This window comes from Rhodococcus sp. GB-02 (assembly GCF_053470465.1).
The window spans coordinates 241,308-264,615 of record NZ_JBPUKE010000002.1 but is presented as its reverse complement, the minus strand read 5'-3'; the positions used below and the strand labels follow the sequence as shown (position 1 = coordinate 264,615).

The following is a 23,308-nucleotide window of genomic DNA, read 5'->3' as shown; positions in this document are numbered from 1 at the left end:
TACCTCCTCATACAGAACGGCCCCGTCTCGCAAGGGAGACGGGGCCGTGGGATGGACGCGAGGAGAATTAGTTGGAGGCGGCGATGCGAGCCTTCTCGAGAGCGGCCAGCGTGCGAAGAACCGTGGCCTTCTGCTTGTTCAAATCGCTCAGTCGTGCGCGAGCCGGCAACCCCTGTGCGAGTTCGGCGACCTTGATCTGCTCGTCGATGGAACCGAGCTGATCGAGAAGCCCTAGGACGCGCGTCTGGAGCGTGTCGATGTCCACGGTGTCCGTCTTGACCGGAGCGGCAACGCGCGTCACTGTGCCCGTGCTGGAGGGGCTGGAAGCCCGCGCAGGTGACGTGTCGGCGACAACCGTTGCGGCGCGGGGCCGAATTGCCTTGCGAACAGCGGCCGCATCGGGAAGGACGTCCATGCGGATCTCGTTCAGGACTCGGCGTGCCTCGCGTGCGTTGACGCGGTACTCGCGCTCTTCGTCGTCGTCGGACTGCAGCGTGCCGCCGAGCGGGCGCAGACCGTACATCCCGAGGAAGCGCTTGGCGTCGTCGATGATGCCTTCGTTTTCACGGCATACTCCACAGCGGGGTTCGTTGCGGAACATGTCCACGGAGTTGTCGTCTCCGCACCAGACACAAGATCCTGGGCGCCACCGCCGGATCGTCGGAACTGATGAATTCAGGGAATGAGATTCGGGCCGGGATTCCAGGGTTTGCGCGTCGATCACGACGAGCCACACTAGGCGAAGATTGCGGCGCGGTGAACACCGCCCCAACATCGACCTGGGTTTCTCGACGCGGGCGTGATCAAGATCATGCTGTTTGCCGCATTTGCTGGTATTCGTGTGTCGCACAGGTGGTTTCATGATGACCGCGTGGTCTGTTTTCGTTGGGTTCACGAAGACGACTACGGGCGCGTACCGGTGACAGTGAAGTCACAGGTACGCGCCCGTAGTGCGGCGGAAGACTAGGCGCTGCCGTTGAACAGCGAAGTCACAGAACCGTTCTCGAAAACTTCCTTGATGGTGCGAGCCAGCAGCGGGGCGATGGACAGCACAGTCAGCGTCGGGAACTTCTTCGACTCGTCGATCGGAAGTGTATTGGTGACAACAACTTCCTTCGCACCACACGTCGACAGGCGCTCAGCCGCAGGGTCGGACAGGACGCCGTGGGTTGCGGCGATGACGACGTCACCCGCACCGGCCTCCTTGAGTACCTTGACCGCGCCGGCGATCGTTCCGCCCGTGTCGATCATGTCGTCGATCAGGATGCAGGTGCGACCTTCGACATCACCGACGACGCGGTTGGACTTGACCTGGTTAGGCACCAACGGATCGCGCGTCTTGTGAATGAACGCCAGCGGTGCTCCGCCGAGCGAGTCGGCCCACTTCTCGGCGACACGAACGCGGCCAGAGTCGGGGGAGACCACCGTGATGTTCTCGAGGTTGTAGCCCGCGCGAATGTGGTTGGCCAACTGGCTGTGTGCGTGCATGTGATCGACGGGGCCGTCGAAAAAGCCCTGGATCTGATCGGTATGCAGGTCGACCGTGATGATGCGATCTGCGCCGGCAGTCTTGAGCAGGTCCGCGATCAGGCGAGCAGAGATCGGCTCGCGTCCGCGGTGCTTCTTGTCCTGGCGGGCGTACGGGTAGAACGGAAGAACGGCAGTGATGCGCTTTGCCGATCCACGCTTGAGCGCATCGATCATGATGAGCTGCTCCATCACCCACGTGTTCAGCGGTGCCGGATGACTCTGCAGGACAAACGCGTCGGAGCCGCGAACCGACTCTTCGAATCGAACGAAGATCTCACCGTTCGCGAAGTCGCGCGCGGTCTGCGGGGTGACGCGGATGTCGAGTTCCTTCGCCACCTGCTCCGCCAACTCGGGATGTGCGCGACCCGAGAACAACATCAGGTTCTTCTGGTTGTCGATCCAATTCGCAGTCACTGGTTCATGCCGTCCTTTTGTACTTGCCGGTCGATCTGGTGGTGATCTGTGCTGTCAGGTTGTGCAGGGCTGTCAGGTTGTGCAGGGCTGTCAGGTTGTGCAGCCGCTGCAGCGGCGTCGGCTGCAGGAGTGCCAGGTCGATTTTTCTGTACCCAACCCTCGATGTTGCGCTGCGCTCCACCCGAGACGGCAAGCGCCCCAGGCGGTACGTCGTTCTTCAAGACCGTGCCCGCTCCCGTGTAAGCGCCGTCTCCCACGACGAGAGGGGCGACGAACATGGTGTCGGAGCCTGTTCGGACGTGCGACCCCACCACAGTACGGCTCTTGTTCACCCCGTCGTAATTGACGAAGACGCTCGAAGCCCCGATATTGCTGTGATGGCCGATGGTGGCGTCACCGACGTAGGTAAGATGCGGAATCTTCGAATGTTCGCCGATCTCGGCGTTCTTGGTTTCCACGTAGGCACCGATCTTGCCGTGGTCACCGAGACGGGTATTCGGCCGGAGGTAGGCGAACGGACCGACAGTTGCGTCCGCGCCGATCACGGAGTCGGTCCCGTGCGAGCGGACGACCACCGCGCGCTCCCCGACGCTCACGTTGTCCAAGGTGGTGTCCGGGCCGATCACGGCGTCTTCGCCCACCGACGTCGTGCCGGTCAACTGAACTCCGGGCTGGAGCGTCACGTCCTGTGCGATTTGCACGCCGCAATCGATCCACGTGCTCGCGGGATCGACGACGGTGACGCCGGCACGCATCCACGTCTCGAGGATCCGACGGTTCATCTCGCGGGCAAGCGTCGAGAGCTGCACGCGGTCGTTGGCGCCCGCGACGAGAACTGAATCCGCGATGTGCTGCGCGCGAACACGCTTGCCTGCGCGACGGGCGATCATGATCACATCGGTGAGATAGAACTCGTGCTGTGCGTTGTTGGAGTCGAGAGACGCCAGCGCGTCGCGCAGAGTCTCGAAGTCGAAGGCGTAGACACCTGAATTGACTTCGGTGATCGAGCGCTGCGAATCGGTGGCTTCCTTCTCCTCGACGATAGCGTTGACTTCGCCGTCCGTCGTACGAAGGATCCGTCCGTAGCCGGTGGGGTCGAGCGCCGTCGACGTCAACACCGTGACCGCAGCCGCAGGGGCGGCAGTGTGCTGAGCGAGGAGGTCTGCGATTGTCTTGCCGTCGAGCAGCGGCACGTCGGCGGCTGTGACGAGTACGGTCCCGGCGAAGTCGGCAGGCAGACCCTCGAGTCCGCAACTGACGGCGTGCCCGGTGCCCTTCTGCTCGTCCTGGACAGCGACGGTGACGGGCCTGCCAAGTTCGCCGGCGACTGCGCTGACCGCTTCGGTGACACGCTCACGGTCGTGACCGACGACGGTCACCAGGTGCGTGGGGTTCAGTGACGTTGCTGCGTGAAGCGAATGTGCCAGCATGCTGCGTCCGGCGAGAGCGTGGAGGACCTTGGGAGTCTTCGACTTCATTCGTGTACCGGCACCCGCTGCGAGAACGATCACGGCGGTCTGCACTGGTTGAGCTCCCTCTTGTCGATCAAGACGTGCGTTTCCACTCGGAAAACGCACGGTGTTCACCAGCTCCGCCGCCAGGACTCGAACCTGAACTATCTGAACCAAAATCAGAGGTGCTGCCATTACACCACGGCGGATTGCCACGCATTGCCGAGCCTTGCGGTCGAACGCGCGAAAGAATAATCGCATGCCGACCCGCCGTAGGTCGAACCGCTACGCCAAATAGGTCCCCGAAGTCCCGATAGGCTGAGTAGCCGCAGCAGTTGTTGCAGGTGTCAGGATTCAGGTGTCAGGGAGAGGAAGACCATGGCGACGGTGCCCGGTTCGGTTGGCGGGGATCCAGTTCCCGAACGAGCGGCACGGATCCGGATGACCGGTACCCAACGTCGGCAACAACTGATCGAGATCGGGCGGGCACTCTTCGCGGAGCGCGGATACGAGGCGACCTCGATCGAGGAGATCGCGCAGCGAGCGAACGTGTCCAAGCCGGTCGTGTACGAGCACTTCGGTGGCAAGGAGGGTCTCTACGCCGTCGTCGTGGACCGGGAGATGTCGCGCCTTCTCGAGATGATCACGTCTTCCCTCTCCCAGAATCGCTCGAGAGTTCGAGTGGAGCGGGTTGCGTTGGCTTTGCTCACCTACGTGGAGGAGCACACGGACGGATTTCGGATACTTGTGCGTGACTCGTCGGTTGTCGCACCGAGTGGGACGTATTCGAGCTTGCTCAACGACGCGATCAGCCAGGTGGGCTACCTACTGGCCGGAGACTTCTCCAGGCGCGGTTTCGACCCAGGACTAGCAACGATGTACGCCCAGGCGCTTGTCGGCATGGTGTCCACGACGGCTACTTGGTGGCTCGACGAACGAACTCCGTCCAAGGAAGTTGTCGCCGCTCACCTAGTGAATTTGTGTTGGAATGGCTTGACGAATCTGGAAGCCGACCCTCAATTGGAGGGTTAACCAGGCGCGCCTGCCACGCAGAGATGGATCGCGGTCTAAGCTGTGTTCGCTGTATCACGATCGTTTGATGGGCAAATGATTTATTTGTTTGCAAGGGTGGGTTGAATGCCGAAACCGAGCCTTCCATTTTGACGCTGTGAACGGGTAAGACCAGGGATTCGTTCGATGTGTGGTGATTGGAGGCCGGATCGATGGTGAGGCAAGAGCGGGCAGAAGCCACCCGTGATTCGGTGCTGCGCGGAGCAGCGGGGGTGTTCTTGCGCCTGGGCTATGCCAACGCCAGCTTGAGCGAGATCATCGCCGAGTCCCAGGTGACCAAGGGCGCCCTGTACTTCCATTTCGGGTCCAAGGAAGAACTCGCTCGGGCAGTGATCGACGAGGGGTCGGCACGTTTTGATGCAAAATGTGAACTCTGGTTGGACCGTCGCACGCCCGCGCTCGAGTCGCTGATCGGCATTTCGTCCGTGATCGTGGATATCGGCGCGCACGACGCTATGGTTCGTGCGACCTTCCGTTTATTGGTGGAGATCGGTGACTATCGAGGTTCCGGTCCGGCAACTCTCGACGTCTGGCTCGATATTTACCGCGAACTTGCCAGTCGTGCAGCGGACGAAGGTGATTTGCGTTCGGACGCGGATTCCGCCGACATCGCCCGGTTCCTGTTGGAAGTGGCATCCGGAGTTCGGCTGATGGCAGCGGCGACCGGGACTGTGCGTGAGCTTTCGGACTCCATGAAAGCGTCCTGGAACCTGATACTTCCGATCGTGGTCCCGGAATCCAAAGTGGAGTACTTCAGGCAATTTGCGGCTCGCCGCCTTGCCAGCGATCACTGACATCGCGGCGCTCGACCACCTCATTTTTGCTCAGTTCGTCGCAAATTTCCTGGTAGGGAAAATATTCTGTTTGTTCTGCATTCAAAACAAACTAGGAGTATGTTTATGGCGTTGATGTGAATCTCGGAGTCTGATCTTGCGGACTATCTTCGGATTGCGGTATGTTCTACTGGTAGCTGAAGAATTGCTGAGTACGCAGGGTTGGTCAGGGCAGGATTACGGGGTCGGCGCACCGGGCAGCATAGGGGGCTGCCCGGCGTGTGCGGCCCCAAAAAAGGGGGAGTCAGGCGATGGGTGACACCGCACGGGCGCCGATGCTCGACATCGGTCCGCGGATCGGCTGTGACGTCGTGAATGTCGTGGATGTCACCCGCAGTATCGATCTTTTCGGGCGACGGTACCTGGATCGGACCTTCACTCCACATGAATTGCAGACGTGCGCCGGGCCGGCTCGGGATCAGCGATTGGCTGCACGTTTCGCGGCCAAAGAGGCTGTTGTGAAGGTGCTCAGGCCTGGTGACGTCCCCGTGCCGTGGAACTCCATCGAGATCACCCGAGCCGAGTGGGGCGGTTGCGGGGTCGCTCTGACCGGTAATGCTGCCGAACTCGCACAGGTGCAGGATTTACACGACTTTCAAGTATCTATCTCGCACGAGGCGGACGTGGCCATCGCAATGGTGATCGCAACGCGCTCGGGCGCTCGCATCGAAAAGAAGGACGACATCGCTGATGATTGATCAGGCAATTCGGAATGTGCTCGTCGAGCACGGTCGACTAGCGGTCGACGTGAACACGATCGACGGCGAGGCTGATCTCTACGAGTTGGGGTTGACATCGCACGCAAGTGTGAATGTCATGCTGGCGCTTGAAGATTCGTTCGACATCGAGTTCCCGGATGAGTTGTTGCGGAAGAGTACCTTCGCGAGCGTGAACGCGATCGAGGGCGCGCTGACGGAGCTCGGTGCTGCATGAACGCTCCGCAATCGCAGTGCTCGACCGGGACTGCTCTCGAGCGCGCTGTACGGGTGGCCGACGAAGTTGCAGCGATGTGGGCCGACGAAGTTGATGTAGAAGCAAGGTTTCCGCGCGAAGCCGTCGATGCCATGCGCAGTGAACGACTGTTGTCCGTAGCCGTGCCGAAGGAACTCGGCGGCGAGGGCCTCTCGCTGCAGGAGGTGTCGCAGATCGCTCGAGTGCTCGGAACACGCTGCGCAGCAAGCGGAATGATTTTCGCCATGCATCAGACGCAAATCTACTCGCTGTTCAAACATGGCAACACCGAAGCCCTCCGCGAGTTCGTCGGGGAAACTGTCGACAAGCAATTGCTGTTGGCGTCGGCGACAACCGAGTTGGGAATCGGTGGTGACGTCAGCCGGAGTTACTGCGCCGTAGAAGATTTGGGCGGTCACCTCCTTCTGATCAAGAACGCGCCCGTAATTTCGTACGGTGAGCATTCCGACGCGATAGTCGTGACTGCCAGGCGTACCGTGGAGAGTCAGCCGAACGATCAGGTTCTCGTGGTGTGTCGCACCGGAGACCTGACTCTCGAACGCACCACCGACTGGAACACGCTGGGGCTGAGGGGAACCTGCAGCCTCGGCTACATCCTTCGGGCCACCTCGACGCCTGAGATGGTTGCCGACGTCTCGTATTCCGAGATCTCCACGCACACCATGCTCCCCGTCTCGCACGTCGTCTGGAGTTCGGTGTGGTTGGGAATCGCGGATGCGGCTGTCGAGAAGGCGCGCAAGTACGTTCGTGCCGCGGCCCGCAAACAGCCGGGAGTAGCCTCCCCCGGGGCGCTCAGGCTGGCCGAAGTTGCAGCCTCTGCGCAACAATTCGCTGATCTCGTCGACGCTTCGGCACGACGTTACGACCAGGCGGTCCAGGCCGAAGTGGGCACTGCCGATTCCGAGGCGACCGGCGCTGTGGGCTTTTCGCTCGCGATGAACAACTTGAAAGTCACTACCTCCACCGCGGTGGTGGAAATCGTCGGGCAGGCAATGTTGATCTGCGGAATCTCCGGCTATCGCGAGGACACCGAATTTTCGCTCGGCCGGCACCTTCGTGACGCGCACGGCGCAGCAGTGATGGTGAACAACGATCGAATCATGGCGGGGTCAGCTCACATGGCTATCGGATACCGGGGAACGATATGACAACCGAGATCGTGACAGGCGAGACCGCGGCACGCGAGACCGACCTGGATCTGGCAAGGGCCACTTTTCAGCGCGAACTGCTTGTCGAAGGGCTTCTCGTCGAGACGGAAGTACCGGGACTCTACGGGCGTTCCGGTGTGTTCGAGGACATCGTCGACGGGATCGACCGAGTGGTGATGGCAGCGGGTCCGGGCGCCGCTGCTACTCGGCTGCGGTTCCCGCCGGTGTTCCCGCGCAGCAGTTTCGAGCGCACCGATTACATCGCGTCGTTTCCCAACCTCACCGGCGCCATCAACACCTTTTCCGGCTCCAACCGCGATCACGCGCGATTGCTTGCAGATCGTGCCGAGGGGCAATCCTGGGATCAGCACCTCGAGCCGACCGAAACCATGCTCGTGTCCGCTGCGTGCCATCCGGCATATGCGAAGTTCACCGGGGTTCTCCCCGAAGGTGGGGTACTGCTCGACATCTACGGCTTTTGCTTCCGACACGAACCGGCGATCGATCCGGCTCGCATGCAAGCGTTTCGGATGCACGAGTTCGTGACGATCGGCGACGCCGCAGCGGCGCGAGCACATCGCGAGTACTGGATCGAGCGGGGACTCGAGGTACTGGGACGGCTCGAACTCGACGCCACTCCGGTCATCGCCAACGATCCGTTCTTCGGCCGCGCAGGAAAGATGCTCGCGGCAAATCAACGCGAAGAGAATCTCAAGACGGAACTGACAGTTCGGCTCTACGGGGATCTCGACGAGGGGACGGCCATCGTGTCGTCGAACAATCATCTCGACCATTTCGGTGTCAATTTCGACATCAGGACGGCGCGGGGCGAGGTGGCACACAGCTCATGTGTCGGTTTCGGAATGGAGCGAATTGCATTGTCTTTGTTGAGAACTCATGGTCTCGATGTATCGGCATGGCCCCTTGCCGTTCGTGAACGAATGGGCATGTGATGTCACGTCTCGTCGACATCTCGCCGGAGCGTCACCTGCCTCACGCATTGCACCGGGACGACAGGGTGTGGGCGCAGACCAACTGCTACACGGATCTGTGGATTGAAGTGTTGCATTCGTTGGGACTGGACCCCGTCCCGGCATTGGCCTGCGCATTTTCCTCCCGATTCGACGGTAATCAGTGGACGTTCCTCAAGCTCAAGGCCGAGGACATCTACGCGCTGTACGGGATTGAAGTCGCCGAGATGAACGTCTGGCGCGCACCGCTGATACATGTCGAGGACAACCTCGCGGTCGGGATGCTGTCGACGGTCGAGGTGGACGGATACTGGCTTCCCGACACACTCGGAACGAGTTATCACGAGGCACACACCAAGACCACGATCGTGCCCAATCGGATCGATCGCGTTGCCGGCGAGCTCGAGTACTTCCACAACAGCGGGTACTACTTGCTACGAGGGGAAGACTTCGCAGGTATTTTCGATCTCGATCGTTCCTCACTTCCTTCGTTTGTGCCCTACGTCGAACAGATTCGGTTGAATCCGGTTCACGCCACCAACGCCGGAAACATCGCCGAAGTGGCTCGGCGGAATGTGGCGGTTCGAGCGCCGGGCAATCCTGTGCGCGAGCTGGGCCGGAGGGTGATCGACGACCTCGAATGGGTGCAGGGGGCGGGAATGGACGGCTTTCATCTCTGGTCGTTCGGGCTACTTCGTCAGTGCGGCGCCAGTGCGGAGCTTGCTGCCGATGTCAGCGAATTCCTGGATACCGCAGGGTTTTCCGGAACGGGCGAGGCTGCGCCCGACTTCCGCAGGGTGGCGACCGGGGCCAAAAGCGTGCAGTTTCAGATGGCTCGCGCAGCCAGGGGGCGTGCGGTGGATCCCCGCGGGCAGCTCGAGGAGATGGCCGTGTCGTGGACGAGGGCGATGGATGTCGTCGCTGACGTAGTTGGAGTCGATTCGTATCGACGCCTGAGGTTGGTCTAGCAGTGCCTCGATCGTCAGCAGACCTGTTGGTCGGCGCGAGATGGCGATGCGCTGCAACCGAACCCGGGTCCGTGTCCGATCCGGATGCTCTAGACACCGTAACCGAGTGGGTGACAGCGTCCGTGCCGGGAACGGTCGGCGGAGCGTTGCGTGAGTCGCAGTCTGACGCCGGACGCACAAAATCTCTTGCGTCGGCGTCTGTTGAATCGTCGGACTGGTGGTTCGTCACCTCGGTGGCTACGACTGATGAGGGGTCGTGGCTGCTTCAGTTCGACGGCGTGACTGCGTTCGCGGATGTCTGGATCGACGGAGTTCTCGTGGCGTCCGCCGAATCCATGTTCACGCCTGGTGAGGTGAACGTTACCGCCGGAACCGGGGTCGACAAACGCGTTCAAGTGGCCATTCGTTTTCATTCTCTCTCGGCAACTTTGAGTTCACGGCGGCCGCGCGGACGTTGGCGTTCGTCGATGGTCCGTGAACAGGGTCTTCGGTGGATCCGGACCACGATGCTCGGTATGGCTCCTGTCTTCGGCAGCGTGGCGGTACCGGTGGGTCCGTGGCGGGGTATTCGTTTGTTGGACTTGGGAGTTGCCGCCGTAGTTTCGGCCGACAAGCACGCGAGTGTCCACGGCGCAACCGGTCGCGTCGCCGTCAATGCTCGGCTCACCGGATTGCCGGCCTCGACGGGTTACGTCACCGTGCGCGTCGGCGAACACTCGCGACAGTTGGCCGCGGTTCCCGGTCCTGACGGATTGCTCGAGGTGTCCGGCGTCGTGGAGGTATCGGACGCGCAGTTGTGGTGGCCACACACTCACGGCGACGCGCGTACCTATCCGGTGACGGTGGAAACGGAAGGAGTATCCGAGCACCTCGGTCCAGTTGGCTTCAGGACGGTGGAAGTCGACAGATCCGATGGCGGATTCCGGTTGAGCGTCAACGGTGTCGGGGTGTACTGCCGTGGTTCGGTCTGGGTACCGACCGACCCGGTCTCACTGCAAGACGACTCAGGCACTACTCGTGTGTTGGAACGATTGGCCGAGGCGGGTCTGAACATGATCCGAGTCCCGGGAACGATGGTCTACGAGAGCGACCACTTCTGGGACGAATGCGCGCGCCTGGGCATTCTCGTGTGGCAGGACATGATGTTGGCGACGCTCGACCCGCCCGACACCGACGAATTCTTCGAACTCGTTGCCGCCGAGGTCACTGCATTCTTGCGGAGGGTGCACGGAAATCCGGCACTGGCTGTCCTCTGCGGGGGAAGCGAGACCGAACAGCAACCGACCATGCTGGGCTTGGTCGATCAACACATTCCCCTCATTCATTCGAGAGTTCCCGAGCTGATCTCGAAAGTTGCACCTGAACTCGAATATGTGACGTCGTCGCCCTCGGCGCCGCTCGAGGGAGATCAATTGGCCACCCATGTCGGTAGCGGAGTCGCCCACTACTTCGGGGTAGGCGCGTACCGTCGTCCACTTGCCGACGTACTCGGCGCACGAGTGCGTTTTGCCACCGAGTCACTGGCATTCGCAATTCCGCCGTCGAACGCCGTGATCGAAAACGAATTCGGTTCACTCGCCGTGGCAGGGCACCACCCGGCGTGGAAAGCCGCGGTACCGCGGGACAACGGATCGTCGTGGGATTTCGAGGATGTTCGGGACCACTACGTCCACACACTCTTCGGCGAGGATCCCCGCGCCGTTCGGTGGTCCGATCCGGAACGGTATCTCGACCTGGGTCGGGCAGCTGTTTGCGAGGCGTACGCGTCGACTCTCGGCTATTGGCGTCGGCCGGACTCTCGGTGCGACGGCGCCTTGACACTCGCACTGCGGGATCTGGAACCCGGACCGGGATGGGGAGTCCTCGACTGGAACGGCAATCCCAAGGCTCCGTGGTTCATACTGCGCAGGAGCGCCAAACCGATCGCACTACTCGTCACGGATGACGGTATGGATGGCTTGAGGCTCGACGCGATCAACGAGGCCGCCCACCCCGTGGTCGGCGAGATCAGGTTTCGGGCGCACAGTCGGACAGGCGTCGTCCCGGTCGACGTCGGGTTACCCGTCAAGGTGGAAGCGCATTCAAGTCTGACCTGGTCAATTGACAGCTTGGTCGGCCGATTCACCGACCTCACCCACGTCTTTCAATTCGGGGCCAGGACATACGACGCGGTCACCGTCACCCTCGAAACCGAAGACGGCGAGATGGTCGACGAAGTTGTGCACCTCCTGGGAGGTCCGGCGCGGCCCCGCGAGCGTTCGGTCGGACTTGTCGCCACGGCGCGCAACATCGGTGACGACGAGTGGGTGGTCGATGTCTCGACCGATGCCGCGGCCCAATACGTCGCACTCGAACTTCAGTGCTTCGAGCCTGAAGACTCCTGGTTCCACCTCGCGCCGAACGGTCGCAGGACCGTACGCCTACGGAGAACCGGCCAGGCGACGAAAGTGATCGGTCGCGTTCGGGCGCTCAACTCTCACACCAGTGTGGCGGTTACACCTCCGAGCGTCCCGGCCACACAATCTTCACAGTCCAAGCGGACGTCGAAGAAGACGAGTGCTACGGGAAACTGAACGGATCGGACTGCGCTGCGAGATCGCGCACCGATAGAATCGAACCGGCGCATAACTCTGCCTCGGCGGGGATCTTGCGCTCGGGCTGTGCGTCCGCAACCCGTCATCACTGTTCAGGAGCGCATTCGTTGACTTCCTTGTCCCCTGCCCAGACTGCGCTCGCTGGACTCGCCGAGGTCGCCCTCGCAGACGCCGCGTTCACTCCCGTGATCGACTCCATCGGCGCCGCCGCCCTGGACATCGTGGCACCGAAGCCGGCGCGACCTTTCATCGCCGCCGCACTTGCCGCCCGCACGCTGGTGCTGCTGGTGACGGCCACCGGCCGTGAAGCCGACGATCTGACTTCGGAACTCACCGAGATGCTCGGCGGAGGTGTCGCGCAGTTCCCGTCGTGGGAGACGCTGCCGCACGAGCGGCTCTCGCCGAGCGCGGACACCGTCGGGCGTCGGGTGGAGGTTCTGCGCCGACTTGCCCGACCCGACGACGCCTCGTACGGTTCGCCTCTTCGGGTGATCGTCACCACGGTGCGCTCTCTCGTTCAGCCGATGGCACCAGGTCTGGGCGAGATCGAGCCGATAACGTTGCGCGTCGGCACCGAGATCGATTTCGATTCCGTTCTCGTACGTTTGGTGGAGATGGCGTACAGCCGTGTCGACATGGTGGGAAAGCGTGGTGAGTTCGCGGTCCGCGGCGGCATTCTCGACCTGTTCTCGCCGACCGCGGATCATCCGGTACGTATCGAATTCTGGGGTGACGAGGTATCGGAGCTTCGGTACTTCTCTGTTGCCGATCAGCGTTCGCTACCGGACGTCGACGTCGATTCCGTGATTGCGCCGCCGTGTCGTGAGCTGATTCTGACAGCTGATGTTCGCGATCGAGCTGCGGCACTTGCCGCGGAGAACCAGGCTGACGCGTCGTTGGTCGAGATGCTGGACAAGATCTCGGCAGGCATCCCTGTCGAAGGAATGGAAGCTCTGCTCCCGGTTCTCAAACCCGGTGAACTGCAACTACTTTCCGATGTTCTTCCTGTAGGGGCCCACATCCTTCTGTGTGATCCGGAGAAGGTGCGCACCCGCGCCACCGACCTGGTGCGCACCGGCCAGGAATTCTTGGAAGCGTCGTGGACGGCGGCGTCGATCGGCGGCGCGGCACCGCTCGACACGTCGATCCTCAACGGCGGGGGAGTCGATCTCGGCGCCTCCGCGTACCGGTCGCTTCGCCATGTTCGCGAATCTGCCGAAGCTGCCGGACGACCTTGGTGGACGGTCAGCCCGCTGGCGTCGGGAAACGGTGAAGAACTCGAGCTCCCGGTTCAGGCGGCACCGCAGGTACGTGGTTCCGACGACTTGTTGGCCGAGCTGTTCGTCAGCCTCCGGGCACACGTGAGCACGGGCGGTCGCGCGGCGATCGTGGTGGCAGGTGCTGGAACGGCAAGCCGCGTCGTGGAGAGACTCGGTGAAGCCGAAGTGCCCGCCAAGATGCTTGACGCCGGCGTTACCCCCGCCCGTGGACAGGTCGGCGTGCTCCGCGGATCACTGCATGACGGATTGGTACTCGCCGGCGACGACTCGACGCCGGGGATGGTGATCGTCACTGAGTCCGATCTGACCGGCAACCGTGTTGCGGCGGTCGGCGACGGAAAGCGTTTGCCGGCCAAGCGCCGCAATCAGGTTGACCCCCTCGCGCTGTCGGCAGGCGACATGGTCGTGCACGATCAGCACGGTATCGGCCGGTTCGTCGAGATGGTCGAACGGACCATCGGCGGAGCGCGTCGTGAATACCTGGTCATCGAATACGCGCCGAGCAAGCGTGGTCACCCGGGTGATCGTCTGTTCGTCCCGATGGAATCGCTCGATCAACTCTCCCGATACGTCGGTGGAGAGTTGCCGGCGCTGAGCAAGCTCGGTGGATCTGATTGGGCAAACACCAAGCGTAAGGCCCGCAAGGCGGTTCGTGAGATCGCGGGTGAGTTGGTTCAGCTCTACGCGGCGCGTCAGGCAGCACCCGGGCATGCGTTCGGCCCGGACACGCCGTGGCAGAAGGAACTCGAAGACGCATTCGCATTCACCGAGACCATCGACCAGTTGACCGTTATCAGTGAGGTCAAGGCCGATATGGAGAAGCCGGTTCCGATGGACCGGGTGGTGATCGGTGACGTCGGTTACGGCAAGACGGAGATCGCCGTTCGCGCCGCGTTCAAGGCAGTACAGGACGGCAAGCAGGTGGCGGTGCTGGTGCCAACGACTCTGCTTGCACAGCAACATCTTCAGACGTTCACCGAACGAATGGCGTCGTTCCCGGTGAAGGTGCGAGGGCTGTCCCGTTTCACCGATGCCAAGGACTCGAAGGAAATCATCGCCGGCATGGCCGAAGGTGAGATCGACGTCGTCGTAGGTACTCACCGGTTGCTGCAGACCGGTATCCGCTGGAAGGACCTCGGGCTTGTGATCGTCGACGAGGAACAGCGATTCGGAGTCGAGCACAAGGAACACATAAAGGCACTACGCACCCACGTCGACGTCCTGACGATGTCGGCTACCCCGATTCCTCGTACTCTCGAGATGAGCATGGCCGGGATCCGCGAGATGTCCACGATCCTCACGCCGCCGGAAGAACGTCATCCGATCCTGACCTACGTCGGTGCCTATGCGGACAAGCAGGTTGCCGCGGCCATTCGGCGTGAACTTCTGCGCGACGGCCAAGTCTTCTACGTGCACAACCGCGTCAGCTCGATCGACAAGGCAGCCAAGAAGATCCGCGAACTCGTTCCGGAGGCTCGCGTCGTCGTGGCGCACGGTCAGATGAACGAGGACACTCTCGAAAAGACCGTGCAGGGCTTCTGGGAGCGCGACTTCGACGTGTTGGTCTGTACCACGATCATCGAAACCGGTCTCGACATCTCGAACGCGAACACGCTGATCGTCGAACGTGCGGATTCGCTGGGCCTCTCGCAGTTGCATCAGCTTCGCGGACGCGTCGGGCGTAGTCGTGAACGCGGATATGCCTATTTCCTGTATCCGGCCGAAAAGCCTTTGACGGAAACGGCATACGACCGACTGGCAACGATTTCGCAGAACTCGGACCTGGGCGCAGGTATGGCAGTCGCAATGAAGGACCTCGAAATACGTGGAGCAGGCAACGTCCTGGGCGCAGAACAGTCCGGTCACGTCGCGGGGGTCGGGTTCGATCTGTACGTCAGGCTGGTCGGTGAGGCGGTCGAGGCCTTCCGGGCTGCAGCCGACGGCAAACCGATCGCGATGGACGAGGGCACGAAGGAAGTCCGGATCGATCTACCGGTGGACGCGCACATCCCGCCCGATTACGTCACCAGTGACAGGCTCAGATTGGAGGGATACCGCAAGCTCGCTGCGGCAACTGATTCCGACGGCATCGCCGCCGTCGTCGAAGAACTGGTCGATCGCTACGGACCACTGCCCGAAGAGGTTCGACGGCTGATCTCGGTGGCCAAGCTTCGACTGCTCTGCCGCGAGTACCAACTGGAGGAAGTCGCCGTCACCGGAACTCAGCTCAAGATCTCTCCTATGTCGCTGCCCGATTCCAAACAGATCAGGCTCAAGAGGATCTATCCGAGTGCGCAGTACCGGGCCACGACGGGGCTGGTGCAACTCCCACTACCTCGCACCGGTGGAGTCGGCTCGGATCGCTTGCGGGACGTCGAATTACTCCAATACATCGCGGACTTCATCCTGGCGATAGACGGGCGCGCCGCCGGTGCCGTCCTGGTCGAGGCGTGAGCACACGGTGAACGAATCGCCCGTCGTCGTACTGCTCGATCCTTTGCGGCCGCATGTCTTTCCGCTTGCGGCACTACCGTTCTTGTCCGGTGCGCTGGATATCGACGCCGACGTACCCGAGTCGGTTCGCAGCGCATTACCGACCCCGACGCCCGGCGCCACCGTGACTGTGATGATGGACACCCCAGGCCAGAGGATCGAGTCGTTGTTCGTTTCCGGGGTGAGGGTGATTCGTGCCGAACCAGTTCACGGCGATCGGCTGGTGGAAGCGGCGTCGATCATGGACCGATTGTGGAATCGAGGCGGTTGGGAGTCGACTCAAACACACGAGAGTCTCTCGGTTTACCTCGTTGAGGAGACCTACGAGGTGCTCGACGCGATTCGAAGCGACGACGAGAGCGATCTCCGTGAGGAACTCGGCGACCTGTTGCTCCAGGTGTTGTTCCACTCGCGGATCGCCCAATCACGCGGCGTTTTCGAATTGGATGACGTGGCCGGGGCGCTCATCACGAAGCTGGTTCACCGCAGTCCGCATCTCTCGACCTCGGGCCTCGTGGACATCGATGAGCAGGAACGTGCATGGGAGGCCCTCAAGGCGCTGGAGAAGGCACGTAGGTCCGCGATGGACGGGATCGCGGAGAGCCAGCCGGCCGGCCACTTGGCCGAGAAGTTCGTGAGCAGAGCGTTGCGGGCTGGATTTCCCGAGGAATTGGTCCCGGCGGACCTCCTGGACATGTTGGCGGTCCATCGGGAGCTGGAGGCCCGATTGCGCGCAGAGGCAGAGAAATTCGCCGCTGACGTCCGCGTTGCGGAAAGTCGTATTTCTGCTGGCAAGAACCATTCGGACGGCCAGGTCGGGCCGCCCACGAATGCTGAACAGTGGTTCGCCGCCTGGGAAAACTGCGATCGAACGTGACGAATGATCTTATGTGGGGACACAATTGCACTGCGGCGCGGAGTACCCGCAAATCGTGCATGGGTTCTGGTGACCAGCTTCGCCCGGTGAGTGGGTAGCGGCGTCGGGGGTGGGCGCCGACACGATCCGGCCATCTTCGATCCAGTGTGAGTAACGGATTCACCGGACCGTCGATAACTTACAGCGGGAGTGTGGAAAACGTTTTTGCGTGTACGCACAGGGGCTTTGCACGCCTCTTCCGTCCGGTTTGTCTGGCTTTTCCGCAAGTTTCTGGTTACCGATAGGTTTCGCACCCTCGATGAGTGCGCTAGAAACAAACCTAAGGTATGTTTGCATCCAAGAAGTTTGACGCAGGGTACGATTTCCTGAATTTAACCAGGTTGGACCTGGTTATCGAGGGGGATCTACGGTCAGGTCGACTTGAAACCGTGCGTCTCCGAGAACAGCAAACTGCGGGGTGTTGCTGGGATCGGTTCGCAATGTTGGTTAACGGTCAGCGACTCAAATGAGAACTGGCTCCGACCATGCAGCTGTTCGATGACGAGAAAGATTGACTATCCATGAGCGTTCATGTCGGGGTGGAAACCAAGTCCGAGCTATCGCCTGTCCGTGCGTTCGGTCCCGTGTCGAGTTCGCCGGCGAAGGTCGGTGAGGACTGGAGACAGGAATACAGGCGTCGCATCGCCGTCACTGACTCCGTCACTGTCGTGTTGGTTATCGTCCTTGCACAGGTCGTGAGCATGTGGCCGCACCCCATCGAGTGGTTGACTCCGATGAAGGTAGGCGCGTCGGTGACGCTCGGCGGACTCTGGATGATCGCACTCGCTCGGGGTCGCAGTCGCCACCAGTCGATGCTGGGTGAGGGAAGCGACGAGTACGAGCGCGTACTTCTTGCCACCGGCCAGGTGTTCGGGCTCGGCGCTCTCGCGGCCATCGTTCTGGGTGTAGGTATTGCCCGGAGTTATCTCATGATCGCACTCCCCGTCGGACTGGGTGCGTTGCTTCTCGGCCGCTACCTGTGGCGCCGTGACATTCTGCGCAAGCGCTCGTCGGGTAAGTGCCGAAATTCAGTTCTGCTTGTCGGTGGACACGCGTCAGTCGTGGCGACAACTCGCTCGTTCGTCCGTAACGCATCGGCAGGCTATGACGTCGTGGGCGCGTGTATCCCTCGCCGTGCTACCGCGGTGGACGACCACATCATGGTCGATGGAACGCGAATTCCGGTTTTCGGCAACGAGTTCGAGGTAGTCGACGCGATGCGTTCGAGCATCGCTGACACGGTCGTCGTCACTGGCACGGAAGACTTGGGTCAGGTTGGACTCCGCACCCTCATGTGGGATCTGGAAGCCGAGGGCGTCGACCTCGTAGTGTCGCCGGTTGTTGCTGATGTGTCCAAGGCGCGACTGATGTTCCGTCCGGTTGCCGGGCTGCCCCTCATCCACGTCGCGCGGCCGCGGTACGAAGGTGCGAACCATCGTCTGTCAGCCGTCTTCAACGCCATGTTCTCGGTTTTGATTATTCTTCTCGTGTCCCCAGTCATGGCGGCTGCGGCGATCGCGGTGAAGGCAACGTCGAAGGGATCCATTTTCTACAAGGCCGAGCGCATCGGGCTGAACGGAAAGCCGTTCCCGATGTACAAGTTCCGGACCATGGTTCAGGGTGCAGACCAGCAGGTGACCGATCTTCTCGGCGACAACGAAGGTGCAGGCGGGGTTCTGTTCAAGATGCGCGCAGATCCCCGCATTACGCCGGTGGGAAGGATCCTTCGTCGCCTCAGCATCGATGAGCTGCCACAGTTTTTCAACGTCCTGCGTGGCGAGATGAGCGTTGTCGGCCCGCGACCGCCGCTGCGGCGTGAGGTTGAAATGTACGACGACGAAGTTGCCCGACGGCTGTACGTGAAGCCGGGTATCACCGGGCTGTGGCAGATCAGTGGACGTAGCGATCTTTCTTGGGAAGATTCGGTCCGTCTCGACTCCTCCTACGTTGAGAATTGGTCTGTGGCGCAGGATCTTTCGATTATCGTCCGAACCGTATCGGCTGTCGTGAAGAGCGATGGGGCCTACTGACACCGAAAGTCGCCGGGCCATGCTTGAAGACAGAATCTCCGAGTATGGCCCGGTTTGGTTGGTCGCGATATCAACTCGATCAGCGGCGCGAGATCACATTTCTCAAGTAGCCCGCGGTTTGGTAGACGTAGTTGAAGGCCCAGGTGCCGATCGGAAGATCGGGGCGGCTCGCGACCATCAGCAGTTCCCCCGAGAAGCTCTGCGAAATGATGAACCTCGCACGGGAAATGTGCGGAACGAAGGTCACGACGATCACGGTGTGCCAATTGTGCAGCTGAGCGAGCCGCTCGATCTCGATGCCCTCACCTTCGGTGGTCGACGGTGAGGGCACAAAACAATCAACTTCGAAGTCGACTGCCGGCTTGCACAACGATCGCATCGTGTGGTCGTTGTCGCCGTATGGATTCGAGAAGACGATGCGTGGCGCGAAGCCCTGCTTCATCAGTTCGAGCCCCACTTCTTCACGGCCGTCGTGCGCACCGCCGAGCACCACAACGGCGTCAGCGGTTCGAGGTGTGTCGATCTTCGGGGCCACATATACCGGCCATCCTGCGATCGTGACGAGGGTGAGTGCGGACAAGGATGCGCCCGAAATTTTCAAGGCTTTTGATTGTTTTCCGATAGACCCGATCATACTTTGAATCGAGGATCCCTTTGATGAGTGCGAGACAAGTACCCGGAACCGTGGCTGGAATTCGCACGGTCAGGGAGGCTTTCGGACACAACATGTATGGACTTGTGCCGCCGGACGGTCTGCACATCATGGAAGACGGGTGGTGGATTGCGCTCACGGGTGCTCCGGATCCAAGTTACAACTTGGCGCTCGTCTACGACGGGAACGTCCGTAAGAATGCGTCCGAGGTGTTGGAACGGGTTCTCGCAGAGGAGACGCGGAGCGTCATCATGCTTGCCGGCGCTGGGTTGAACGCTGCCACCGTCATGGCGGACGCGGGCTGGGTCTGTGTTGCGTCGAGTCCGTTGCGAGCAATGCCGAACATACCTTGGGAAGCTGACTCCAGCGTCAAAGTGCTCGATGGCGCGGAGCTTTCCGGCGCACGCGAACTCGCTGGAGACGTGTTCGGCGTCGATCTGGCGTCCGCGGAACTCGTGTACTCGTCGAAGTACACAGACGGGCGCGTGGAACGGTTAGTCCTCGGATTGATCGAAGACGGGGACCTGCAGACTGCGGCAATGCTCTCGTTCGGGCAACCGATCAGCACGGCTTGGGCGGGCGGCACGCGTACGACCGGACGACGGAAGGGTCACGGGTTGCGCGTTGTGCGTCAGGTGGCCAGAACCGCATATTCCGAGGTTGGGGAGGGCTCGGTGTGCTTCCTCGGTAGTGACGTCGGCAACGGCTTGTACGACGCGGCAGGTGCCGAGATCATCGAGTACTGGCAGATGTGGTCGAGGCCTCGTTGGCTGTTGGGTAACTGATTGACCGACTTCGGGTATGTTTAACTGGATTCAGCAAACTATCAGTTTCTTTTCGCTGAAGGTTTTAGCCGATTGTCACACTGGAGGTAACTGACGTGTCAGAAGTGCGGGCGAGGGACGCTGCGATTCGTCGTGAGCTAGGTGTCCCACCGACCTTCGATCTGGTTGCGCACGTGCGCAACCTTGGTCGGGTCCTCCTTCCAGCACTCGTACTCGGATTGTTGGTGAGTGGCGCGCTGTACATGGTGCGGGGCAGTGCGACGCCGGTCTACGAGTCGAACATCGTCGCCGAAGTTCAGGCCGGCTCGCAGGTCGTCATCACCGATGCGAATCTCGGCCAGTTGGTGGCTCCGTACGTCGCACTGGCGACCGACAACGCCGTTGTCGCAGATATTCAGGCTCAAATGGGCGATGCCTGGAGCGGTGTGCCTGTCTCTGCTTTCATGGCGGTCACGCCCGGAACCACGCCGTCACTCCTGTTCGTGAAGGCAACTGGATACAGTCAACTCGAGGCCGACAAGTTGGGGCGTGTCATCGTCAAAGCTCTCGACGATGCTCAGAGCAAGCGCAATGCCGAGACTCTCGTTCGTCGAACGAAGACCCTGAACGACGAGGTCGCACGACTGAATACCGAACTGTCGGATGCGCGGCAGGAAAGTATCGACAACTATGAAACACCGGTCGAGGACACGGCCGTCAGAGCTGATCTGGACGCCAAGCTCGAACAGCTCAAGCAGATGACGACCGATGCGGGCTCGGGCGATCGACTGGAATTGCTGTCGGCGCCTGCCGGGTCCGGACTACCGGTCGCCCCCAAGCCTTTTGTGGAATCGGCTGTTGCCTTCCTGGCTGTGACCATCCTTGCTGCCGAGATTCTTGCCGCCTGCCGGGGTCGATTCGGCACACGCATGACCGATGCCTGGGCGCGTCGCGCGGCGAAGAAGTTCGGTACGTCTCTGTTGCTTCAGCATTCGCCGACCGCCGAGATGCCGTCGAATGTCGCTTTGACGGTGACTCAGCGTGCAAGTCTCGGTAGTCACGTATTGGTGTTGTTCGGTGAAGGTGTCGCCATGGATTCGTGGGTGGTGCCGGAGGGGCTGCGCTCGCGCATCTCGCAACGTTCGTTGTCATCTGACTGGTGGAGCACAGTCGATTCCAATGCGGTCGACTTTGCCCTCGTGGTGGTCTCGGTTCTCGATGCTGATCAGAAGGACGTCACCGACTGCCTCCGCGCGTTGGCCGAAGTAGACGTCACACGATCGCTCATCCTCGTGGGGCCCGCCGTGTCGGAGTCTCTCATCGCTTCTGTACGAAGTCGATTGGGCGGAACGGGCAGCGTCGGCGCCGCTCCCCGACCCAGAGCCGAAGGTCACGCGGATTCGTCGAAGAAAGGCGAAGGAAGCGGGCAGCCAGACACATCCGGGGCTGCCAGGGCAGCAGAGCCTCTCGGACCACCACCTGCGCAGGTCGAACTGGACGGTCTCAACGAGCGAGCGAAGCTGAGTCGCGCTGCAGGCGCACCGTCTCCGGCGTCGCTCGACTCGATGGATGGCAAGATGCGTGACATGCGGAGCCGTGATGTGGGGAACCCTGAACCCTGGAACGAGGCCGCGCCGGTAGGTAGCGACCGGCGCCGGCCTCACACCGTGGACGGGCAAGCGTGGCGTCGTAACCCCGCTGACGGAGACGGAGCGGCCAATCTTGGTGCAGGAGTCGTTTCTTCATCCGAGTCGTTCGAAATGATCGATCGCCGAGCCCGTCGGGATTTGATCGATTCGGCAACCGTGACTATCGATCGGAACCGCCTTCCCGGCGCGGGGGACAATGGAAAGCCGGACGCGGCAAAGAATGACGACGATTCGCGCAACGTCGAGAAAGATGACAGCGACGGACGCGGAGTTGATGTCGCCGATGGAGACGACATCAACTCCGAAATGAGAACCGAACGAATTATGCTGACCACCAGAGATATTTCGGCGGCGCGTGAGCGGCGAACTGCTTCGCGAGTAAACCTGGCACGCACGGAGCCTAGTGCAAACACATCGAAAAATTGATCGACGGTGTCAGTATCAAATCTTCGGTGAGCTGCAACCGCCAATGGCTTGTTTGACCGCTGCCAGGGCGGGTTTGGCGGTGTAGTTCATCGTCACCATGCCAAAGTTCTGTTCTATGTCCGCCGTGTTGGTGCCGCGGTCGCGCATGCTGTACACGAATATCCGTTCGATGTATCCGAGTATCTTCGCCTGCGCGAACCCATCGGCCAAGATACTTGCTTGCAATTGTGGACTGACCGCGGTCGGGCCGTTGCCGGTGGGGGCGCCGAATTCGGTAGCCCAGACTTTCTTGGCACCGTCACCGTTGGCGACCATGGAATCGTGCATGAGCCGGATTCGGTAGAAAGTGTTCCACTCCTGTGTACTCGCGTCGGAGGGGAGGGCGGGCCAGCTGTATGGATGGATCGAGAAGACATCGAAGGACGATTTCGCCCCGGCGGCGTACATACCCTCGAGGTACGTCACCGGCGAGATGTCGGAGCCATTGTCGACGGCCGGCGAGAGGCCTCCGTTGAGGATCTTGGCGCCCGGTTGCACCGCTCTGATGCTTGCCGCCGCGGCCTTCAACATGGTCGTGTACGTATTGACGTTCGGCTTCGGCCGGAAGAACTGGGTGAGGTTCGGCTCGTTCCAGATCTCCCAAGTGCTGATCTTGGTTGAATAGCGTTGTGCTGCTTGCTGTGCGAACTTTGCGAAGGCTGCGGTGTCGGACGGGTATCCATGGCTGTCACTCGCGCCCGCCACTCGCGCCCAGGGCGGGGTGTACGTGACGATGGCAAGTAGTGAGAGTCCTTGGAGGCGCGCTCGGTCTACGATGCGGTCGGTTGATGCCCAATTCTGCTGTCCACGTGTAGGTTCGACTACCGACCAGTCGATGTCGAATCGAAGCCACGTGGTGCCGGCATTTTTCATGGCGACCAGTTCGGCATCCAGATCATTCTGGGACAGGGTGTTCAGTGGTGCTCCTGCCGCGATTCCCAGACTCACGGAACTGCAGGTTGTTGCGGGGGGAGTCGAAGTTGTTGTCGGAACCGGCGCCGGTGCGCAGGCGTTCAACGAACCGATCGTAAATATCAGAGCAACAGCGAGGAGTAACCGAAGTCGACTCACGTCGACCACCTTCCTTCCACAGTGGATGCAACACCA

General features: G+C 61.2%; 18 protein-coding genes and 1 tRNA gene. 13 read left to right on the top strand and 6 right to left on the bottom strand.

What is annotated here, in order from left to right:
• Positions 1-67 precede the first annotated feature (67 nt).
• The 4 genes from ACSW29_RS14255 to ACSW29_RS14240 all read right to left on the bottom strand — a co-directional run bounded on the left by ACSW29_RS14255 (position 68) and on the right by ACSW29_RS14240 (position 3,604).
• Positions 68-724 carry a hypothetical protein gene (locus ACSW29_RS14255; protein WP_448277538.1) on the bottom strand — a complete coding sequence of 219 codons (657 nt, stop codon included), beginning with the start codon at positions 722-724 and terminating at the stop codon, positions 68-70.
• 239 nt (positions 725-963) lie between these two features.
• On the bottom strand, positions 964-1,944 hold the full coding sequence (locus tag ACSW29_RS14250) for a ribose-phosphate diphosphokinase (RefSeq protein ID WP_019744654.1): 981 nt from the start codon (positions 1,942-1,944) through the stop codon (positions 964-966).
• The gene (gene glmU, locus ACSW29_RS14245) at positions 1,941-3,467 is read right to left on the bottom strand and encodes a bifunctional UDP-N-acetylglucosamine diphosphorylase/glucosamine-1-phosphate N-acetyltransferase GlmU (protein WP_448277537.1); all 1,527 of its coding nucleotides are present in this window, start codon (positions 3,465-3,467) and stop codon (positions 1,941-1,943) included. The genes ACSW29_RS14250 and glmU overlap by 4 nt, the downstream gene beginning before the upstream one ends.
• A 66-nt stretch (positions 3,468-3,533) precedes the next feature.
• Positions 3,534-3,604 (bottom strand) — tRNA-Gln (locus ACSW29_RS14240).
• A 169-nt stretch (positions 3,605-3,773) separates the two neighbouring features.
• Between ACSW29_RS14240 and ACSW29_RS14235 the strand changes: the two genes are divergently transcribed.
• From ACSW29_RS14235 to ACSW29_RS14185, 11 genes are all read left to right on the top strand, one after another.
• Positions 3,774-4,427, top strand: coding sequence for a TetR/AcrR family transcriptional regulator (locus tag ACSW29_RS14235; RefSeq protein ID WP_230814249.1), 654 nt, complete (start codon positions 3,774-3,776; stop codon positions 4,425-4,427).
• A gap of 191 nt (positions 4,428-4,618) precedes the next feature.
• Entirely contained in the window at positions 4,619-5,260 is a 642-nt protein-coding gene (locus ACSW29_RS14230; protein WP_003946317.1) for a ScbR family autoregulator-binding transcription factor, read from the top strand.
• Positions 5,261-5,550: 290 nt separating this feature from the next.
• On the top strand, positions 5,551-5,997 hold the full coding sequence (locus ACSW29_RS14225; RefSeq protein WP_347874325.1) for a holo-ACP synthase: 447 nt from the start codon (positions 5,551-5,553) through the stop codon (positions 5,995-5,997).
• Entirely contained in the window at positions 5,990-6,232 is a 243-nt protein-coding gene (locus tag ACSW29_RS14220; protein ID WP_230814247.1) for an acyl carrier protein, read from the top strand. The genes ACSW29_RS14225 and ACSW29_RS14220 overlap by 8 nt, the downstream gene beginning before the upstream one ends.
• Positions 6,229-7,419, top strand: a complete 1,191-nt coding sequence (locus tag ACSW29_RS14215; protein WP_448277536.1) for an acyl-CoA dehydrogenase family protein — start codon at positions 6,229-6,231, stop codon at positions 7,417-7,419. Before ACSW29_RS14220 ends, ACSW29_RS14215 begins: the two co-directional genes overlap by 4 nt.
• The gene (locus ACSW29_RS14210; protein WP_317827231.1) at positions 7,416-8,372 is read left to right on the top strand and encodes an amino acid--[acyl-carrier-protein] ligase; all 957 of its coding nucleotides are present in this window, start codon (positions 7,416-7,418) and stop codon (positions 8,370-8,372) included. Before ACSW29_RS14215 ends, ACSW29_RS14210 begins: the two co-directional genes overlap by 4 nt.
• Positions 8,372-9,358, top strand: a complete 987-nt coding sequence (locus tag ACSW29_RS14205) for a DUF1839 family protein (protein ID WP_448277535.1) — start codon at positions 8,372-8,374, stop codon at positions 9,356-9,358. The genes ACSW29_RS14210 and ACSW29_RS14205 overlap by 1 nt, the downstream gene beginning before the upstream one ends.
• A 2-nt stretch (positions 9,359-9,360) precedes the next feature.
• Positions 9,361-11,931 carry a glycosyl hydrolase 2 galactose-binding domain-containing protein gene (locus tag ACSW29_RS14200; RefSeq protein ID WP_448277534.1) on the top strand — a complete coding sequence of 857 codons (2,571 nt, stop codon included), beginning with the start codon at positions 9,361-9,363 and terminating at the stop codon, positions 11,929-11,931.
• A gap of 128 nt (positions 11,932-12,059) precedes the next feature.
• Positions 12,060-15,686 (top strand): transcription-repair coupling factor, encoded by a 3,627-nt coding sequence (gene mfd / locus ACSW29_RS14195; protein WP_448277533.1) that lies wholly within the window; start codon positions 12,060-12,062, stop codon positions 15,684-15,686.
• 7 nt (positions 15,687-15,693) lie between these two features.
• The gene (locus ACSW29_RS14190; protein ID WP_448277532.1) at positions 15,694-16,602 is read left to right on the top strand and encodes a MazG family protein; all 909 of its coding nucleotides are present in this window, start codon (positions 15,694-15,696) and stop codon (positions 16,600-16,602) included.
• A 560-nt stretch (positions 16,603-17,162) separates the two neighbouring features.
• Positions 17,163-18,671: a sugar transferase gene (locus tag ACSW29_RS14185; RefSeq protein WP_317827226.1), complete on the top strand. Its 1,509-nt coding sequence runs from the start codon at positions 17,163-17,165 to the stop codon at positions 18,669-18,671.
• 79 nt (positions 18,672-18,750) lie between these two features.
• On the opposite strand, the gene ACSW29_RS14180 is transcribed toward ACSW29_RS14185, so the two are convergent.
• Positions 18,751-19,272 carry a YdcF family protein gene (locus ACSW29_RS14180; protein WP_448277531.1) on the bottom strand — a complete coding sequence of 174 codons (522 nt, stop codon included), beginning with the start codon at positions 19,270-19,272 and terminating at the stop codon, positions 18,751-18,753.
• Positions 19,273-19,328: 56 nt separating this feature from the next.
• Here ACSW29_RS14180 and ACSW29_RS14175 point away from each other — a divergent pair, with 56 nt between their 5' ends.
• Positions 19,329-20,108, top strand: a complete 780-nt coding sequence (locus ACSW29_RS14175; protein ID WP_230814238.1) for a hypothetical protein — start codon at positions 19,329-19,331, stop codon at positions 20,106-20,108.
• Between the two features lie 95 nt (positions 20,109-20,203).
• Positions 20,204-22,162, top strand: a complete 1,959-nt coding sequence (locus ACSW29_RS14170; protein WP_448277530.1) for a hypothetical protein — start codon at positions 20,204-20,206, stop codon at positions 22,160-22,162.
• A 15-nt stretch (positions 22,163-22,177) separates the two neighbouring features.
• Here ACSW29_RS14170 and ACSW29_RS14165 read toward each other — a convergent pair whose 3' ends face one another.
• Positions 22,178-23,149 (bottom strand): cellulase family glycosylhydrolase, encoded by a 972-nt coding sequence (locus ACSW29_RS14165; RefSeq protein WP_448277529.1) that lies wholly within the window; start codon positions 23,147-23,149, stop codon positions 22,178-22,180.
• Positions 23,150-23,308: the final 159 nt, after the last annotated feature.

Excerpts from the sequence above, each read along its gene's own strand:
- ACSW29_RS14235 (WP_230814249.1), top strand. The coding sequence starts at position 3,774 with ATGGCGACGGTGCCCGGTTCGGTTGGCGGGGATCCAGTTCCCGAACGA.
- ACSW29_RS14230 (WP_003946317.1), top strand. The coding sequence starts at position 4,619 with ATGGTGAGGCAAGAGCGGGCAGAAGCCACCCGTGATTCGGTGCTGCGC.
- ACSW29_RS14225 (WP_347874325.1), top strand. The coding sequence starts at position 5,551 with ATGGGTGACACCGCACGGGCGCCGATGCTCGACATCGGTCCGCGGATC.
- ACSW29_RS14220 (WP_230814247.1), top strand. The coding sequence starts at position 5,990 with ATGATTGATCAGGCAATTCGGAATGTGCTCGTCGAGCACGGTCGACTA.
- ACSW29_RS14215 (WP_448277536.1), top strand. The coding sequence starts at position 6,229 with ATGAACGCTCCGCAATCGCAGTGCTCGACCGGGACTGCTCTCGAGCGC.
- ACSW29_RS14210 (WP_317827231.1), top strand. The coding sequence starts at position 7,416 with ATGACAACCGAGATCGTGACAGGCGAGACCGCGGCACGCGAGACCGAC.
- ACSW29_RS14205 (WP_448277535.1), top strand. The coding sequence starts at position 8,372 with ATGTCACGTCTCGTCGACATCTCGCCGGAGCGTCACCTGCCTCACGCA.
- ACSW29_RS14185 (WP_317827226.1), top strand. The coding sequence starts at position 17,163 with ATGAGCGTTCATGTCGGGGTGGAAACCAAGTCCGAGCTATCGCCTGTC.
- ACSW29_RS14175 (WP_230814238.1), top strand. The coding sequence starts at position 19,329 with ATGAGTGCGAGACAAGTACCCGGAACCGTGGCTGGAATTCGCACGGTC.